This window comes from Chitinophaga sp. 22620 (assembly GCF_052044405.1).
GTDB lineage: Bacteria > Bacteroidota > Bacteroidia > Chitinophagales > Chitinophagaceae > Chitinophaga.
The window spans coordinates 78,294-96,421 of the sequence record NZ_JBQEMV010000005.1 but is presented as its reverse complement, the minus strand read 5'-3'; the positions used below and the strand labels follow the sequence as shown (position 1 = coordinate 96,421).

The 18,128-nt window shown below is 54.3% G+C and carries 12 protein-coding genes; 4 read left to right on the top strand and 8 right to left on the bottom strand.

Annotation, left to right across the window (positions count from 1 at the left end; genetic code table 11):
• Positions 1 to 49 precede the first annotated feature (49 nt).
• Positions 50 to 3,151, top strand: coding sequence for a two-component regulator propeller domain-containing protein (locus ACTJIK_RS23085; RefSeq protein WP_440649905.1), 3,102 nt, complete (start codon positions 50 to 52; stop codon positions 3,149 to 3,151).
• Here ACTJIK_RS23085 and ACTJIK_RS23080 read toward each other — a convergent pair.
• From ACTJIK_RS23080 to ACTJIK_RS23065, 4 genes are read right to left on the bottom strand one after another with little or no spacing between them, the layout of a single operon-like run.
• Positions 3,148 to 4,551, bottom strand: coding sequence for an MBL fold metallo-hydrolase RNA specificity domain-containing protein (locus tag ACTJIK_RS23080; RefSeq protein WP_440649904.1), 1,404 nt, complete (start codon positions 4,549 to 4,551; stop codon positions 3,148 to 3,150). The genes ACTJIK_RS23085 and ACTJIK_RS23080 overlap by 4 nt on opposite strands.
• The gene (locus ACTJIK_RS23075; protein ID WP_440649903.1) at positions 4,548 to 5,042 is read right to left on the bottom strand and encodes a DUF4442 domain-containing protein; all 495 of its coding nucleotides are present in this window, start codon (positions 5,040 to 5,042) and stop codon (positions 4,548 to 4,550) included. Before ACTJIK_RS23075 ends, ACTJIK_RS23080 begins: the two co-directional genes overlap by 4 nt.
• 9 nt (positions 5,043 to 5,051) lie before the next feature.
• Entirely contained in the window at positions 5,052 to 7,052 is a 2,001-nt protein-coding gene (ppk1, locus tag ACTJIK_RS23070; RefSeq protein ID WP_440649902.1) for a polyphosphate kinase 1, read from the bottom strand.
• A 3-nt stretch (positions 7,053 to 7,055) separates the two neighbouring features.
• Positions 7,056 to 8,288 carry a Pycsar system effector family protein gene (locus ACTJIK_RS23065; RefSeq protein ID WP_440649901.1) on the bottom strand — a complete coding sequence of 411 codons (1,233 nt, stop codon included), beginning with the start codon at positions 8,286 to 8,288 and terminating at the stop codon, positions 7,056 to 7,058.
• Between the two features lie 84 nt (positions 8,289 to 8,372).
• On the opposite strand from ACTJIK_RS23065, the gene ACTJIK_RS23060 reads away from it, so the two are divergent.
• Both ACTJIK_RS23060 and ACTJIK_RS23055 read left to right on the top strand, forming a co-directional pair.
• The gene (locus ACTJIK_RS23060) at positions 8,373 to 9,227 is read left to right on the top strand and encodes a hypothetical protein (RefSeq protein ID WP_440649900.1); all 855 of its coding nucleotides are present in this window, start codon (positions 8,373 to 8,375) and stop codon (positions 9,225 to 9,227) included.
• Entirely contained in the window at positions 9,224 to 12,856 is a 3,633-nt protein-coding gene (locus ACTJIK_RS23055) for a BamA/TamA family outer membrane protein (protein WP_440649899.1), read from the top strand. The genes ACTJIK_RS23060 and ACTJIK_RS23055 overlap by 4 nt, the downstream gene beginning before the upstream one ends.
• Here the strand turns inward: ACTJIK_RS23055 and ACTJIK_RS23050 are convergent.
• From ACTJIK_RS23050 to ACTJIK_RS23035, 4 genes are all read right to left on the bottom strand, one after another.
• Entirely contained in the window at positions 12,846 to 15,191 is a 2,346-nt protein-coding gene (locus ACTJIK_RS23050; RefSeq protein ID WP_440649897.1) for a hypothetical protein, read from the bottom strand. The two genes, ACTJIK_RS23055 and ACTJIK_RS23050, sit on opposite strands and share 11 nt — an antisense overlap.
• Before the next feature lie 81 nt (positions 15,192 to 15,272).
• Positions 15,273 to 15,920 (bottom strand): DUF3267 domain-containing protein, encoded by a 648-nt coding sequence (locus ACTJIK_RS23045; protein ID WP_440649896.1) that lies wholly within the window; start codon positions 15,918 to 15,920, stop codon positions 15,273 to 15,275.
• Positions 15,920 to 17,146, bottom strand: coding sequence for a diaminopimelate decarboxylase (lysA, locus tag ACTJIK_RS23040; RefSeq protein WP_440649895.1), 1,227 nt, complete (start codon positions 17,144 to 17,146; stop codon positions 15,920 to 15,922). The genes ACTJIK_RS23045 and lysA overlap by 1 nt, the downstream gene beginning before the upstream one ends.
• A 39-nt stretch (positions 17,147 to 17,185) precedes the next feature.
• Positions 17,186 to 17,572, bottom strand: coding sequence for an RNA-binding S4 domain-containing protein (locus ACTJIK_RS23035; RefSeq protein WP_440649893.1), 387 nt, complete (start codon positions 17,570 to 17,572; stop codon positions 17,186 to 17,188).
• 121 nt (positions 17,573 to 17,693) lie between these two features.
• Between ACTJIK_RS23035 and ACTJIK_RS23030 the strand changes: the two genes are divergently transcribed.
• Positions 17,694 to 18,095 carry a DoxX family protein gene (locus tag ACTJIK_RS23030; RefSeq protein ID WP_440649892.1) on the top strand — a complete coding sequence of 134 codons (402 nt, stop codon included), beginning with the start codon at positions 17,694 to 17,696 and terminating at the stop codon, positions 18,093 to 18,095.
• Positions 18,096 to 18,128: the final 33 nt, after the last annotated feature.

The window sequence follows — 18,128 nt, the reverse complement described above, 5'->3', positions numbered from 1 at the left end:
TGCCTTCCGGGCGGGTAAATCCGCCTGCCTGGAAGATTCTTGTACCTGAATGAGAGTTATACATCTGCTGGCAGCCATATTTCTGGGATTAAGCGCCTACGCGCAGCAGCCCGGGCACGCCTATACCTTCTCCCATCTCAACATGGAAGACGGTTTGGCCGGCAACCACGTTTCCGCCATTCTCCAGGATAAAAAAGGTTTCATCTGGATCGCCGGCACCGCGCTTCAGCGCTTCGACGGCGAAAATTTCCTCACTGTTTCCAACTTCGACCGGCTGCCCGGTTCCATTTATTACGAAGACATCGCTTTGTTCGAAGACCGCCAGGGCCGCATCTGGATGGGCACCCCGGACAATATCCGTGTATACGACCCACTCACCTCCAAAGTATCCGCAGTACCGCTGGAGCCCGGCATCATGAACCCCGGCGACCTCCGCTGCCACGCATTTTTGCAGGACCGCAACGGCGTGCTCTGGCTCACCACCGGCGCCGGCCTGCTACAGCTGGACACTCAGCGTCGCCTCTTCCGCAAAGCCCCCGGCATACCGGACAGCCTCCGCGGCAAAATGCGGAGCGCCATCCTGGAAGACGCATCCGGCCGGCTGTGGGTGAGCGGCGTATTTGAGATGTACATGATCACAAAAGACCGGAAGGAAGTGTACTCCCAGTATAACAATCCCCTGAAACTGGAAGCGCTCAACATTCCCACCAGCGCGAAAAAAATATTCGAAGACCACCACAAGCGGCTGTGGATCGCAACCCGGGGCGCCAACGAGCTGTATCGCTGGCATCCGGATACCAATCGCCTGGAGACGTTCGTATTCCCTTACAAAAAAGGCGGGAACGACCAGGTGTACGATATCACGGAAGACATCCACAACGAAATATGGATCGCCATGGAACATGGCGGCCTGCACCGCTACAACGAAAAAGAAGGCTTCAACCTCCAACTGCCCGGCAATAACAACGACGCGCTTGGCCTTCATTACGATTATGAGACCAATTGCATGCTCATCGACCGCGACGGCCACCTTTGGGTAGGCACAGACCGCGGCGTGAACATCATGAGCCTGCACAACCAGTCCTTCACCCGGCTCGATCACCGCAATCATTCCCTTCCCCAATCGGAGGTAACGGGCATTTACTCCGCCCGCAACGGCGATGTGTTCATCGGTTACTGGGGGCAGGGGTTCGCCTGGCTGGGGCCCGACCTGCGGGTGAAAGGGTTTTACACCTACCGGCCCGATGGCACCGGTATTCCCGAAGAACGTGCGCAGGTATGGAGCTTTGCAGAGCTAGCCAGCGGCGCCATCCTGATCGGGCAGGAAAACGGGTACCTCTCCGAATTCGACCCGGAAACCAGGCGCTTCAAACACTATCGTCCCCCCGGTTTCCGCGATCAGACTGTGCTGTGCATGTTCCCGGAAAATGATTCCATCATCTGGGTAGGTTTATATAAACACGGCATTGCGCGCTGGAATAGGCGCTCCGGCGAAGTGACCAACTACCCCCAGATAACTGAATTCATTCACCGCAACACGTCCGTGTCCGGCATTATACCGTATAACGATCACTACCTCTGGCTGGCTACCAGCAGCGGCGGCGTGATCAGGTTCAACAAGCGCTCCGGGAAAGCTGACCAGCAGGTCATGTTCCGCCGGGGAACAGATACCGTCCGGAATGTCACGGCCCTACTGCCTTATTCGGACAGCGTGCTGCTGGCGGGTACAGACCATGGTATCTTTTTCTACAACCACCGCAGCAACACCTGGCAGGCCCAAACCATCAACGGCCAGCTGTTCGATGAATGGATACTGAGCATGCAGCATGCCGGCAAAGGCGACGCCTGGTTCACCACGCCGTTCGGGTTCTACCGCTTCAATGGCGAAACACGCACCCTCTCAGCCTTTGTACAGAACGATGATATTATCGACAACCCGCGCAAAGTGCGCCGTAACATCGCGGTGTTGCAGGACGGTCGGCTGCTGGTAGGCGCATCCGATCATGCGATGGCCTTTTCAGCATTCCGGCTGGAAGTAAAACCGCCCCCGCCGGACGTTACCATCCTGGATTTCAGGGTGCTCAACCACCCCGTTATCGCGGATTCGGCGATGAACCCGAAAACGCCGCTGAAGCTGAATCACGACCAGAATTACATCGGCATCGAATTCAAATCCCTGCAATACCATGCTGAAAAAACGCGGTATTACTACAAGCTGGAAGGGATGGACAAAGACTGGATACATGCGGAGAACCTGCTGGTGGCGCGTTACACCAACCTGCCGCCGGGTGATTATATTTTCAGGGTGAAGAGCATGAACATGGCGGGCGTATTTTCACGCAACGTCACTTCGCTGTACATCCAGGTGCAGCCAGCGTTCTGGCAAACCTGGTGGTTCCGGCTGCTGCTCGGCCTGCTGATCCTGTCGCTGGTATACGGGTACTTCAGGGTGAGGCTCTACCTGGTGAGAAAAGAAGCCAAGAGCCGCGCGGCTTTCCGGGAAGAGCTGGCGCAGCTTGAAATGAAAGCCCTGCGGGCGCAGATGAACCCGCATTTCATCTTCAACGCCCTCAATTCCATCCAGACGTTCATGATGAAAAATGAAACGGAACAGGCGCTGGCCTATCTCAGCCGCTTCGCAAGGCTCATCCGCAATGTGCTGGACCATTCGCAGCTCAACAGCATTACAATCGCCCGCGAAACGGATATGCTGGAAAATTACCTGGAGCTGGAACGCCTCCGCCTGTCTGAGCGCTTCGATTACCGCATTATGATAGATCCCAAGCTGGATAAGGATTTCCTGGAAATTCCCGCCATGGTGATCCAACCCTTTGTGGAAAATGCCATCTGGCACGGCCTCCAGCATAAAAGTGAAAAAGGTTTGCTCACCATAGAGTTCATCCGGCGGGGCAACCAGATACTTTGCGTCATAGAAGACAACGGCATTGGCCGCGACGCCGCCACCACGCTCAAACAGCAAAGCCACCCCACGCACATTTCGAGGGGTGTGCAGATAACAAAAGACCGGCTGCAGATCTACAACAGCCGGTTTAATATGGATGCTTCCTTTGATATCGAGGACATGAAGGATGCGAACGGGAATGCCTGTGGAACGAGGGTGAACCTGTGGTTCCCGTTGCTGGAAGATTAGCCGAGGCCTGCTTCAGAATGTCTTTCAGGGATCTCCACATCCGCAAATCCCTTCTTCACCAGCCAGTCTTTAAAAACAGTCTGCACTTCATATTCGCCGTGAACGAGGAACAGCTTCTTCACTTGCTGCGGATCCTGGCAGGCCAGCCACTGGCTCATATCTTCATAGTCGCCATGCGCGCTCATGGAGCGGATCACGCCCACTTCAGCCTTCACTTCATGGCGCTCCCCGTAAATGGACACTTCTTTGGCGCCGCGCATCAGCCGCCCGCCGAGGGATTGCGGCTCGCAATAGCCTACAATGAGAATGGTATTCCGCTGCTGGTCTATGTTATTGGCGATGTGATGCTTCACCCTGCCCGCTTCTGCCATGCCTGATGCGGAGATGATCACGCAGGGCTCCTTGCGGAAGTTCAGCATTTTGGATTCATCCACGGTCCTGATGTATTTCATGCCGGGGAAGCTGAACGGGTCATCGTCCACTTCGAGTATCTTCTGTACTTTTTTATTAAAACATTCGGGATGCGCGCGGGTCACTTCCGTAGCTTCCAGCGACAGCGGACTGTCTACAAACAGGTCCACATGCGGCAGCTTGCCCGCCAGCTGGGCGCGGTTGAGCGCGAACAGCAGCTCCTGCGTGCGGCCCACGCTGAACGCGGGGATGATCAGCTTTCCTTTTTTCCCGATGCAGGTGTCGTGGATGTATTTCAGCAGGATGTCATCCGTGGGCGCAATATCCTCATGCAGGCTGCTGCCGTAGGTGGATTCCATGATGATGTAATCGGCCTGCGGGAATACTTCCGGCGATTTGAGGATGGGGTCGCCATAACGCCCGATGTCCCCGCTGAAAGTGATCTGCCGCGATTTCCCGTCTTCCATGATACGGAGGTGCACGCAGGCGCTGCCGATGATGTGCCCCGCGTCTGTAAACATCACTTCCACGTCTTTATCTATCCTGTGCCAATTACCGTAAGGCACGGGAGTAAGCTGGTCCACGGCGCGTTTGGCGTCTTCGATCCGGTACAGCGGCTCGATGTAGGGCTTACCTTCGCGGGCGTTCTTTTTGTTCACGTACTTGATATCATCTTCCTGTATCTCGGCGGAATCCAGCAGCAATATTTCCGTAAGGTCACGGGAGGCGGGAGTGCAGTATATTTTCCCGCGGTAACCGAGTTTTGAAAGGCGCGGCACCAGGCCGGAATGGTCTATGTGCGCATGAGAGAGGATCATCAGGTCCACTTCATTCGGATCGAACCCGAAATCGAGGTTCAGCGGAACCGTATCCTTACCCATACCCTGGTACATACCGCAATCCAGTAAAATCTTCTTTCCGTTCTTCAGGGTGATCAGGTGCTTGGAACCCGTCACCGTACGCGCTGCGCCGTGAAATGTAATCTTCATGTTGTAATCTTTTTAAAGCTCCAGGTGATCATAAAACGGGCTATCTCGGTTCCGTCCGCGGCTTTGCCGGCCACTTTGATGGTCAGCGCCGAAGCCTCGCCGGTCTGCACCGTTTGATGGATCGCGTTCAGAATATCGTTGCCTGCATCGCAGGTGAAATAAGTTTTGTTTTTGGCCTTTTTGAGAAAGATCGCTTCCATGCCCGTTACCAGCATAGACACTTTGGCCGGCGCCGCATCCGTATGGGCCATGGCCAGTACGCCGCTGCTCATTTCCGCCGCCATGGCCAGGCAGGCAAAATAAGTGGAGCGGAACGGGTTCTGGGAAAGCCAGCGGTAAGGCACCACGGTGGTGCAGCTTTCGGCGGACATTGTATGCACGCGCACACCGGCCAGCCAGGCGCTGGGCAGTTTGTAGAGCAGGAACAGGGAAAATTTGAATCGGTTGTTCACCAGTGATACAAACCTCTCGGTAGAAGCAGGTGTTGCCATATGCAGACATTAACGTTGATGTACATACGCGTAAATACCTCTCTGCGCATTTACGGCCGTTTCCCCTTCTTTCCTTTCGATGGGAATATTCCGGATTTGCGCATCCAATATTACGGCATTTGTGTTATCCGCGAGCTGGATATCAATAATATCCTTCACCTGCTGCCGGTAAACGGGGTCGTATATGGGGAAACAGACCTCTATGCGCCGGTGCAGGTTCCGGTTCATCCAGTCCGCCGAGCCCATATATACTTCTTCTTCACCGTTGTTGTGGAAAATGAACACCCGCGCATGTTCCAGGTAACGGTCCACGATCCGGCGCAGCCTGAGGCCTTTCCGGGGCACAATGCAGCAGATGCTCCGCACGATCAGGTCTATCTCCACCCCGGCGTCCGCGGCGTCGTACAACGCTGCGATCATCTGCTTTTCCTGGAGGTTGTTCAGCTTGATCACGATCCGCGCGGGCAGGCCCTTACGGGCGTTTTCCGCCTCGCGGCGGATCATGGCGGTGAAACGGTCTACCAGGTTGAACTGCGCTACCAGCAGGTCCTCAAAATGCATGAAGTTGTACCGCGTGGGCGTGATGCCGGTCTGCATGTATACGAACAGCAGTTCCAGCTCCTGGGTGATCCCTTTATGGGCGGTCAGCAATATATGGTCTGTATAAAAACGGGCGGTGCTTTCGTTGAAGTTGCCGGTGGCCAGCAGGCCGATATGATCCCACTGGAAGCCGCGCTTGCGCTTTACCAGCGCTATTTTGGCGTGCACTTTCAGTCCGGGGATGCTGTACAGAATCTTCACCCCGGCTTCTTTCATGCGTTTGGCCCAGCGGATGTTATTCGCCTCGTCGAACCGGGCTTTCAGCTCCACCATTACCGTTACCTGCTTGCCGTTCCTGGCCGCGCTGATAAGCGCATGCACGATCTGCGAGCCCGATGCCACGCGGTACAGCGTTACATAGATCTCCTTCACATCAGGGTCTGTAGCGGCTTCGTTGAAGTAACGGAGGATGTAATCATATTTCTGGTAAGGCACATGCAGCAGCACGTCCTTTTCTTTAATCGTATCCAGCAGGCTGCCTTCTCCTTCCAGCGCGGCTACGGGCGCAGCGGGCATGGGCGGGTAAGCGCAGGCCGCATTGGCGGACTGCATGGGCAGATCCGCAAGGTCTTTGAGGTTGTGATACCTTCCGCCCGCCGCCAGCTCCACATTCGCGATGCGGAAATACCTGGCGAGGCCATCGCGCAGCCCGTCGGGCATGCGCGCATCGTAGAGGAAACGCGTGGGCACGCCCAGCTGCCGTTGCACGAGCATGCTCTCCACTTTTTCCAGCAGGTGGCCGCTGAATTCATCCACGTCGATCTCTGCGTCCCTGGTCAGTTTGATGCTGTAGCAGCCGGTAACTTTTTGATGCGGGAAAAGAAAACCCAGGTGCTCCCGGATCACATCGTCCAGGAAAATGATCTGTTTATCGGGCAGCCGCAGGAAGCGGGGGAGGTTGGAAGACGGGATGTTCACAATGCCGTGCCTGCCGTCTTCGAGGCATACAACGAGGTACAGCGCATTGTTCTCCAGGAACATTTCCTCGGGTTCGTCCAGCTTTATGATCACCGGCTGCAGGAAACCCAGCACGGTATTGAAGAAATAATCCTTTACCGGCTTGCAGTGCGCCGCGTCTATTGTTTCGCCGTAATAAAGATGAACGCCTTCAGCTTTCAGCGCCGGCAGTAATTGTTGGGTAAGCGTTTGCCCGAATTCCTGCAATTGCTTTTTGATGGCTTCCTGCACAGTGGGCAGCACGGCCGTGTCCGCCTCTTCAATATCATGCAGCGCCATCAGCGCGGGCATTCTCACCCTGAAAAATTCATCGAGGTTGGAGGAGAAGATGGACAGGAAACGCACGCGCTCGAAAAGCGGTACCTGGGGATCCGCCGCCATGCCCAGCACGCGGTGGTTAAAAGAAAGCCAGCTCAGGTCCCGGTCGTTCAGTGGTATATCATTCTTTTGCAAAGCCTATCCTTTTACCGGGAAAAATATGGCAGCTATAATAAAGGCCAGTACAGAGGCCACGATGCCGTACATAAAAGTATTGTAAGCCAGGCGCAGCAGGCGGTATTTACGGCCCAGCACCACGCCCAGGTTGTAAATGTCGTGGATCATATTGCTGTACAGGTATTCGCCGTTCTTCATAATGGTTTCCATGCCTTCCTCGTATTCCTGGTAGGTCATCTGGTGGAAGTTGCCGAAAAAGAGGAGGTTGGCTTTTTTGCTCCGGATGTCCAGGTCTGTAAACCGGCCGCTGGTAACGTTCGGGCGCGTGGCCAGCACTGAAAACACGATGGTGGTAACGCTCGTGGCCAGGAATATGATGGCGGGGAGAATGAAGTTGGGATAATCTTCCAGCTTGCGCAGCAGCACGGAGAGCAATACGGAAATGATGATGGCGTTCACGGAGATCATGATATTGGCCTTGCTGTCCGCCATCGAGCTGAGCCGGATGTGATTGGTGGAAGTGGTCCTGAACATGGTTTCCACGCCTCTCTCCGGTTTTTTTTCCTTTTCTTTTTCTTTCTTTTCTTCTGTTTTCACTTCTTTTTTTTCCTCTTTCTCTCCTTTACCTTTTTTTTCTTCCAGGGCCTCGGCCAGCTTCTGCTCCAGCTTGCTGCGGAGCTTTTCGAGGTTTTCTTCTTTCTGCTGCTTCAGCAGGGTGCGGCAGTAAGCGGTATGATAAGTATGCGATTCGAGGAACTGGATGCTGGATTTTGACCAGTCCGCCCCGGAGATCTTTTGTTCTGTCGCCAGCTCCATTTCCGTGCGCAGCAGTTTGTTCCGTTTGGAAAAGTCCTTGCTGCCCAGGTGAAACAGGTCCGCATCGCAAACGATCTGTTCCAGCAGGTTGCGGGGGTGTTGCGGGATGCGGGTGGCCATGATGCAGTCTTCCACGGCCTGCCCTACACTTTCCGGCAGCTGTTGCTGGGCCACGAAAGATTTTGCGGAGGCGGCGCCGGCGGATTCGTGCTGGGTGCGGTCGCCCAGTAAATAACCCATATCATGGAACCAGGCTGCCAGCAGCACTACCAGCTGGTCTGCCTCCGTAAGCCGGTAATATGCGGATATCTGCTCGGCGGCCTGAACCACCTGCAACGTATGTGCGAGATTGTGATACACCAGCACCGGGTCTGCATGTTGCTCGTACTGCCGGGTAACATAGGATTGTGCAGCTGAAATCACTGAACTTATTTCCATCTGATCTTGTATTTACTGAGAAAGAATTTCTATTTCCAAATTACGGCATTTTTTGCGTTAATTTTATTGTATAAAGACTGGCGTATGAAGATGTTATTGCAAGCCCTGATTGTCATGACCCTCATTTCCTGTGATGCCCTGGGGATAAAGCGGAAAAAAACGCAGACCTCCCCGGCAGGCTACAACCTTGCGCAGTACGAGCGTTTCAAGGTCAGGGAATCGTTGCAGGAGATATCCAGCCTCGTGTTCTACCGCGATGAAGACCACTTCATGGCCAATAACGACGAGCAGGGAAAAGTGTTCCAGGTGGGCCTTCGCACCAAAACCGCCTACCCGTCCTGGAAATTCGGCAAAGGCGGGGACTATGAAGAACTGGTGTATACCGGTAAAGACTGGCTGGTGCTCAAAAGCAACGGCACCATCTTCCGCATCGATTATCTTTTCACAGACACTACCGAATCCACACAATATGACTTCCCCCGTTCCGGCAAGCGGGATATGGAAGCCGCGTATTACGACATCCAGCGCAACCAGATGATGGTGATCTGCAAATCCTGCGAAGAAGACAAAGGGCAGGGCCTCACCAGCGTATACGCCTTCCGCCTCGATTCCATGGCTTACCTGCCCGACACCGCTTTCAGGATCAGGAGCAAAGATATTCCCGGCCTCGCGGAATCGCCTTCCAAACACTTCCGCCCTTCCGGCGCAGCTGTACATCCTATTGAAAAACGTGTATATATAGTGGCTTCCGTCAACGAGCTGCTGGTGATTACCGACCTTCAGGGCAACGTGCAGGAAGCGCACCACCTCCCGAGAAAACACTTTTCACAACCGGAAGGCATTAGTTTTGCCGCTAACGGCGATATGTACATCTCCAACGAAGGCGACGATGAATACACAGCAGACATTCTAAAATTTAAATACCACCCGAAAAATTGAAATACCTAGCTATCCTCCTCCTCAGCTGTTTCGCTACCGGCGCACTTGCGCAGGAAGACAGCGTGCAGCAACGCATCATCCTCATCGGCGACGCCGGCGAGATGCATAACGGCAAAAACGCCGTGGTAGACGCTGTACGCCGCAACATGAACCTCAACCAGGGAAAAAACACCGTGCTTTTCCTGGGCGACAACGTATATCCGCTCGGGTTACCCGACGCTCTCGCCAAAAACTACGACGAAGCCCGCTCCATCCTGGACTACCAGGTAAGCCTCGTGAAAGACACGAAGGCGGATGGCATATTTGTGCCCGGTAACCACGACTGGAGCAAGCACCGCCCGGACGGATGGCGGCAGATCCGCAACCAGCAGCGTTATATCGATTCGCTGCTGCTGCCGAATGTGAACTTCCTTCCGAAAGACGGCTGCCCCGGCCCGGAAACCGTGCCCCTCGGCAACGATGTGCTGCTCGTGATCATGGACACCGAATGGTGGCTGTATCCCGGCCTCAAGCCCGGCCTGGAATCCAGCTGCGATCAGAAAACCGAAGACGAAGTGCTGAGCGAGCTGGCGGACATTGCTGCCCGCAACCCCGGTAAGCTGCTGGTGTTCGCAGCCCACCATCCATTGCGGAGCCACGGTATCCATGGAGGATATTACAAGCTCAAACAGCATATTTTCCCTTTAACGGATGCGAGGCCCTATCTCTACCTGCCTTTGCCCGTGATCGGCTCCGTGTACCCGCTGGTGCGCGGCGTGTTCGGCACGCGCGAAGACCTGCCGCACCCGCTGTATAAAAGGATGATAGCCGGCATCGAAGAAGCCATGCCGCGGGATGCCGCCGTAGTATTCGTTTCCGGCCACGATCACAGCCTCCAGCTGATCCGCGAGCGCGACAGGAATTACATCGTCAGCGGTTCCGGCGCGAAAGACAACAGGGCGAAGAAAGGGAAGAACTCCCTTTTTGCCACCGATATGAACGGGTACAGCGTTATCAGCGTAATGAAGAACGGCGCCGTGCGCGTGGACTTCTATAATGATACCGATGCAGCGCCCGTCTACAGCCAGCCCCTGCTGAACCTGCAGGACTACAAGCAACGCCTGGCCGTGCAGGCCGCCCAGGAGCATCCCGCCACCGTTACCCTGCCTGCGGACCCGCAGTATGCAGATGTGAATGGCTTCCACAAATGGTTCCTCGGCGACAATTACCGCGAAGTATGGGCCACGCCCCTCACCTTCCCGGTGATCGACCTCGATACCGCCAAAGGCGGGCTGAAAATTCTGAAACGCGGTGGCGGCAAACAGACCCGTTCGCTCCGCCTCGAAGACAGTACCGGCCAGGAATGGGTGCTGCGCTCGCTGGAAAAATGGCCCGTTGCGGCCATGCCGGAGATCTTGAGAGAGACCTTCGCGAAAGAGATCGTGCAGGACCAGATATCCGCCGCAAACCCCTATGCCCCGCTGGCCGTTTCGCCGCTGGCAAAAGTCGCCGGCATTCCGCATACCACACCTGCTTTTGTTTATCTCCCTGATGATACCGCCCTTGGCATCTACCGGAAAGATTTTGCGAACAAACTTTATCTTTTTGAAGAGCGCGAGCCCGTAACCGCCAGTAAGACCTACAACACCATGAAGCTGCTGGAAGAACTGCTGGCAGATAATGACAATAGCGTTCATCAGCCATCTGTACTCTACGCGAGGCTTTTTGATACCTATATTTCAGACTGGGACCGCCACGATGACCAATGGCGCTGGTATGCAGAAAAAGAAAAAAAACAAAAGGTCTTTTACCCCATCCCGCGCGACAGGGATCAGGCGTTTTTTGTCAACCAGGGCGTTCTTCCTAGGATACTGAGCCAGCCATACCTGTTGCCATTTGCCCAGGGCTTCCGTAAAAAGATCCCGAATGTAAACGGCCTTGCCTGGAATAACCGCTATTTTGACCACACCTTCCTGACCGGCCTCGGCGAAGAAGTATGGAGGGAAAAAGTAAACGAACTGACAGGCAAAATGACGGACAGCGCAATTAAAGCCGCCGTTGCAAAGTTCCCGGATACTATCCGCAAACAGACGGAGGACATGATGGTGAGCACGCTGATAGCCAGAAGGGGGATCATGGAAAAAGAAGCCATGAAATATTACCGTTTCCTCGCCAAAGCCGTGGATGTGCCCGGCTCGCAAAAGAACGAGCTGTTCACCGTGAACCGCCTGCCGGGCGGCCATGTGCAGGTCACTTCGCAAAAGATCAGCAAAAAAGGCGAGCTGGAGCAAACGTTGTATGACCGCACTTTCAACCCGGCGCATACCAAAGAGGTGATCGTTTACGGCCTCGGCGGCGAAGACCGGTTCGTTATACGCGGGAACAATAGATCATCCATCCGCATACGCCTCGTTGGCGGCAGAAATAAGGATACTTATATAGACAGCAGCACATCCGGCGGCGGCAAACGCGCAGTTATTTACGATCTAAAAGCAAAAGACGACAGCTTCGCCATCACCCGCCGTGAGAAGCTGAAACTCTCCAGCAGCCCGGAAGTGATCCGTTACAACCGTTTCGCGTTTAAATACAATAAGCTCATGCCCCTGGTAGCAGGCGGCTACAACCTGGACGACGGCCTGCTGATCGGCCTGGGCCTGCAATACACCGGGCATGGATTCAGGAAAGATTCCTTTGCCGTGAAACATACGTTCACCGGCGTGCATGCCGTAGCCACGGAAGCTTACCAGTTCAAATATGAAGGGCAGTTCAACGATGTGATCGGGGAATCAGACATTCTGCTGTATGGCATTGCAAAAGCGCCGCATAATACGGCTAACTTCTTCGGCTTCGGCAACGAAACCGTGTACGACAAAAATATAACTGACCCGCCTATACGCTATTACCGCAGCCGGTTCAACCTCTATTCCGTGGAAGGGCTCCTGCGCACGAATCTCGCGCAGCAGATCAGCTTCGGCATCGGCCCTTCGCTGACGGCCGTTACGCTGGAACAGGAAGACAACGAAGGGCGCTTCCTCACCAACTACGACGCGCATAAGCTGGATTCCGCTGCATTGTTCAAGAACAAATATTTCGCCGGCCTTCGCGGTACATTCAATATAGACACCAGGGACAATTACATCGTAGCTACCCGCGGCCTGCTCTGGAATACGAGCCTCACCGGCAATAAAGGGCTGAACGGATTCAGCAACGATTTCCTGCAGCTGCGGTCGGATATGAGCATTTACGCTTCCCTGGGCCTGCCCCCCAGCGTTGTATTCGTAGCACGGGTAGGCGGCGGGTATACATGGGGCAAGCCGGAGTTCTTCCAGGCGCTGTCTCTCGGCGGAACGGCCAACCTGCGCGGCTTCCGGAACAACCGCTTTACCGGCACCGGCATCTTTTATAACAACCTGGAAGTGCGCGTGAAGCTGTTCGACTTCGCGTCGTATATCGTACCCGGCTCTGTAGGGATCTTCGCATTCAATGACCTGGGGAGGGTTTGGCAGGAAGGAGAAAACTCCGGCCAGTGGCACGACGGCTTCGGCGGAGGGCTCTACTTCTCTCCCGTGAACATGTTCGTGATCACGGCGGCAGTAGGCCACTCCACAGAAGATACTTTACCCTATGTAACGTTCGGGTTTAAGTTTTAGGAAGATTCACCGTCAGGCGGATGGCCTTCAGGCCGCTGATGCCCTGCACCTCTTCCAGGTCCAGCATTTCAATGTCCGGCAGCAGCACATCCTTGTTTTGCAGGAACTCGATGTATTTGCGGTATTCGTCCGCCTCGCGGGCGTACGAATACACGATCGCGATCTTCCCGGGCTGGGTAAGCCTTTCGTTCGTGTTCCGGATGCGCACCTTGTCTATCCGCTTTTTCATGATCTCGTAACGGATATTGTACGCGCCTTCCACATCAAACCGCCTTTCATCTTTCCGGAAACTGATAGCGATAGGGTTGCTGTGCGCCAGGATCAGCTGGGTGGTCTGCAAAGGCAGCTTCAGCCGCGGTTCCAGCTCATGCGTGATCTTCGCGATCGCCGCCATGGACGAGATCTGCCACAGGCGCAGGTTGCGCAGGTACAGCCTGTCGAACTTCCGTTCCGGCGCAATGCTTTGCCCGATGTAGATGTTATACTCCACCCCGTCCGTCCGGTACTTTTCGAAGTAACAGGGGTATGAGCGCTGCAGTTCGTCCTTTTCCTTTTCGAGGTATTGGTTGATGGCCATGTTGATGTCGCGCAGGCTTTCTTCATATTCCCTGCGGTGGTGGTAAACGTGGCCGCTGGCTTTGTCTATTTTCTCGAAATACTGGTTCAGCAAGGGTTTCAGTTCTTCCTCGCTTTCATAGAGATGCCTGAAGGTGGGGGCGATCTCGTGGTCCAGGAATTCGTTGATCTTCACTTCATCTTCCGCGAACAGCGTATCGTGCATGCTGTTCAGCATGCGGTTGTTCTTGAACTGCAATTCTTCCAGCAATGGAAGGTGCAGGTCGCCATTGATGCGCTTGAACGTTTGCTGGATGAGCTGCAATTGCTCCTTGAGGTCGTCGCGGATAGCGGAACCGCGCTCTACGGAAGAATTGCGGATATCTACCGCGCCATACAGCGGGTATACATCTTCGAAGAGGATGTTGCCGATATCTTTCTGCTGCGCTTTGGGCGTATGCAGGTATTCCCAGGCGGCATCGGTAAACTTCCATTCCACGGCGGGTTGCAGCGCGGTGAACTGTTCTTTGATCACTTCGTTGATACGTTCGTTCGCCAGTTCCACGCTCCTGCGCAGCAGCAGCGAACCCACGGCATAAGTGGGCTGCAGCTGGCCGAGTATTTCCCAATCCACCGCCTCATCGCCGGTGGAGGCTATTTCGAGCATACCGAGCAGGTTGTTTTCATGCTGGATGGGAAACAGCAGGAAACTTTTCACACCGTGCAATGGCAGGTATTTCAGGAAAGGGTACAGCTCCACGGTTTGCCGGTTCACTTCGGGCAGTACGAGCGGCTGTGGGTTGTTGGCCAGGAATTCCTGCAGCTGTTCGTTGATGGTTTGCCTTTCCACGTCGTTGCGGGCGCTCGAAAAAATGATGCTCTGGGTTATGTAAGTGGTTTCCAGCACGCTTTTGTTGTTCACCTTCAGGAACGGAACAAGATGGATGTTCAGGTCGCTGCGGCCGGTGAGCGTTTTCAGGTAATCCCTGGCCTGGGTGTATGTTTTCAGCTCATTGTCTTTCCGGATGTTGAGCACCAGGTTCTTCATGCCATTCACCACATGGTCTCTCGTCACGTCCTGGATGGTCCAGATCACGAAACCCTCCAGCTCGAAGTTCTTCAGCGGCACCAGTTTTTCCAGCTCGGTAATGTCCTGGAACTTGAAATCTCCCGCGCAGATCTCCCCGCACTCCAGCTTCGGCAGCTCGCCTACGAGCTTCACATCGGTAAAGCGCGGGTCTATATGCACCTTGATGTATTTGGAGAGGCCGGTTTCCGGGTTCACGATGTGATGGATCAGTTCCTGGTCGTAGTTGATGGTCATGTTGTACCAGCGTTCGAGGATCATCTTGTACAGCCAGTACAATTTGTCCCTCCGCACTTTATCCACGGAAATGCCCTTAGGCACGGCCATCAGCTCCTTCCCGTCTTCCGAGAATATCTGCCGGAACCGGTCTGAGTAATAGAATATCGCGAAGCGGAACGGCACGCCGATGCCGTAGATGTCCCGGTCGTCGTCCATGGTGATGGGGAACACGGTGGCGGTGATCAGGTCCAGGTATTCCTGGTATTTGGAAATGTCAGTGTCTTCGCGAAGCGGCTGCTGCAATTCGGGATTGCTCTCGAAGTGGCGGACAATCTCTTTAAAATAAGCGGCTCTTGCACCCTGGGCTTGTTCAGCCTTATCTTTCATAAACCGTACGAAAGGCACAAACGAGATGTGACTATCGATCAGGTGATTATCCTTAAATAAGCCGGGGTGCGCTGTGAGTATCTTCATATGCAATACATAAATCCTTTGTGCTTACAGTCACAGTGTGCAGGAAAACAGAATTGGTTGCGTGGGATAGTTCCTGCAAAGTTACGGGTTTTCCGATTCCAAACCGGGGAGGGCGTAAAAATAGGTGACGTTTTGATCTGCATCGTCGAAGCTGAGTGGCTGGCGGTGGCGGAGCCGGTAGAGGTAGGCGCAGAGCCCGAAATCGCCCACGCAGCAAAGCGTATGGAACACCAGGGCGCCCAGCAAAAGCGCCTTTGCCGGGGTGCCGCTTACCAACAGGAAAGTGGCTATCAAAAGCAGGGAAATGACCACGAACGGGGCCAGGGCAATGTAGCGGAACTGCTTGTAATTCACTGCAAAACCATGCGCTACGGCATAGAACATCAGCTTTTTCCAGACCACCCCGTACCGTACGTCCTTTGCGCCGTACCAGCGGAACAGCCAGCCGTGGATCAGCTCGTGCAGCGGCACCAGCAGCAGGGTGGCCGGTATGCTGCGCAGCAGCCAGTCCATGAGGCGGAGACCGCTCAGGCTATCCGTTAAAAGAACATGGGCTATGAAGGCGCCGATGCCTCCAAAGCCCAGTATTACAAAAATGAAGAAGGTGATGGCGTAGATATTGCCGGTTTTCAGCCCCTGCTGCAAAGGAACGAGCATGTCACTGAAACTGAAACGGGCATATTCGGTGTAGCCTTGCTCCCGGAGCGATTCAACCAGCTTGTCCATCATTACATCGGTATTTCCACCTGGTTCTTCAGCAGGTCGTCTATCGTATCTCGCTTGCGGATCAGGCTTGCTTTACCGTCCTTCACCAGCACCTCTGCGGGTTTCAGGCGGCTGTTGAAGTTGCTGGACATCTCGAAGCCGTAGGCGCCCGCGTTGTAGAACACGAGGTAATCGCCTTCGCGCACTTCGTTGATCTTGCGGTCCCAGCCGAAAGTGTCCGTTTCGCAGATATTCCCCACCACGGTGTAGATCCTGTCCGTTCCTTTCGGATTGGAAATATTCTTGATCAGGTGGAAAGAATCGTAGAACATGGGGCGGATAAGGTGGTTGAAACCGGAGTTGACCCCTACAAATACCGTTGCAGTTGTTTGTTTGATCACATTGGCTTTCACTACGAAGTAACCGCATTGGCTCACCAGGAATTTTCCCGGCTCGAACCACAGCTGTAAAGGCCTTGCGTATTGTTTGGCAAATTTGTTGAAAGCGTCCGTGAGCTTTTTGCCCAGCAGGTCGATGTCCGTTTCCGGATCACCTTGCTGGTAGGCTACTTTGAAGCCGCTGCCCAGGTCAATGAACTCCAGGTCGGGGAAGTGCTCGGTCATTTCGAACATGATCTCCACGCCGCGCAGGAACACGTCCACATCCTTGATCTCGGAGCCGGTGTGCATGTGCAGCCCGGTCACCTTCAGCTTGGTGGATTTCACGATGCGCTCGATGTGGCGCAGCTGGTGGATGGAAATGCCGAACTTGCTGTCCACATGCCCGGTGGATATTTTAAAGTTTCCCCCGGCCATGATGTGCGGGTTCAGGCGGATGCAGATGGGATAGCTGCCGCCGAACTGGTTGCCGAACTGTTCCAGGATGGAAATGTTGTCGATATTGATGTTCACGCCCAGTTCCTTGGCCGCGATGATCTCCTGGAGATCCACGCAGTTGGGGGTGAAGATGATGTTCTTCGGCTCGAAGCCCGCCTTGAGGCCCAGCTGTACTTCCTGGATGGAAACCGTATCCAGCCCGCAACCCAGGGAATTGATGTAGCGGAGCACATTGATATTGGTAAGGGCTTTACAGGCGTAAAAAAAGCGCGCATCCGCCTTGCTGAAGGCGGTCTTTAACTTCTCATACTGTGTTTTGATCTTTTCCGCATGGTAAATGTATACCGGGGTGCCGAATTCCTGCGCGGTTTTCACCAGGAACTCAGCGCTGAGAACATCGCTTTGTTTAGCCATTGTATCTAGTAAATTGAATGTGCGAAAATAATAAGAATATTAATCTTCCTGCATAAAATCGTCCAGGTCGCGGCGTTCCTTCTTGGTAGGCCGCCCGATCTTGCTCTGGCGTTTGCCGGTATCGAAGCTGGATGCGACGCGCTGGTTATACAGCTTGTCTTCTTCGGGCGTGATATCCAGGTAGTATTTAATGGCTTCGGAATATTGCAAACGGTTGGCCAGCAGCCCGGTCACTTCTATCTTCCAGCGTTTGGCTTCGGTGCGCACATCGTACTGATCGCCAATGGCCACGGCCCTGGCGGCTTTCACCGCTGTCCCGCGAAGCTTCACCTTCCCGCTGTCGCAGGCCGCTGCGGCCTGGGTGCGGGTCTTGAATATCCTGATAGCCCAGAGGTATTTATCCAGGCGTATTTTTTCCGCGTTCATGGGCGCAAAATTACGCAAAATGTCGTATCCGACCCTTAATATGTCAGGATCACAACCCCTGCAAACAAAACGCATCGGCTACTTTTGTTTCACTGTTTCACCCTGCAAAAACACACTTTTTATGAAAAAGACTAAAATCTTCTACTGGATCGTGACCGGCCTCATGGCCGCCCTACTGGGCCTCGGCGCTTTCTTCGACGCCATCTCCGCTCCTGAAGCCGTTGCTTCTGTAACCAAGCTGGGTTATCCCGCGTATATCATTCCTTTCCTTGGCGTGGCCAAACTGCTCGGCATCATCGCCATTCTCATCCCCGGTTATCCGCGTATAAAGGAATGGGCTTATGCCGGTCTTATATTCGACCTCACCGGCGCCACTTATTCCGGGATCGCCATCGGCGAAGAACCTCCCCTGATACTCTTCATGATCATTCCATTTGCGCTGGTGATCGGCTCTTACCTGCTGTACCATAAGCTGCGCAGGCAAAAAATGGCAGTAGCGGGCCTCCGGCCGGAGTTCATTTAATAATACGGAGTTCGTATATTTCGGTGGATTATA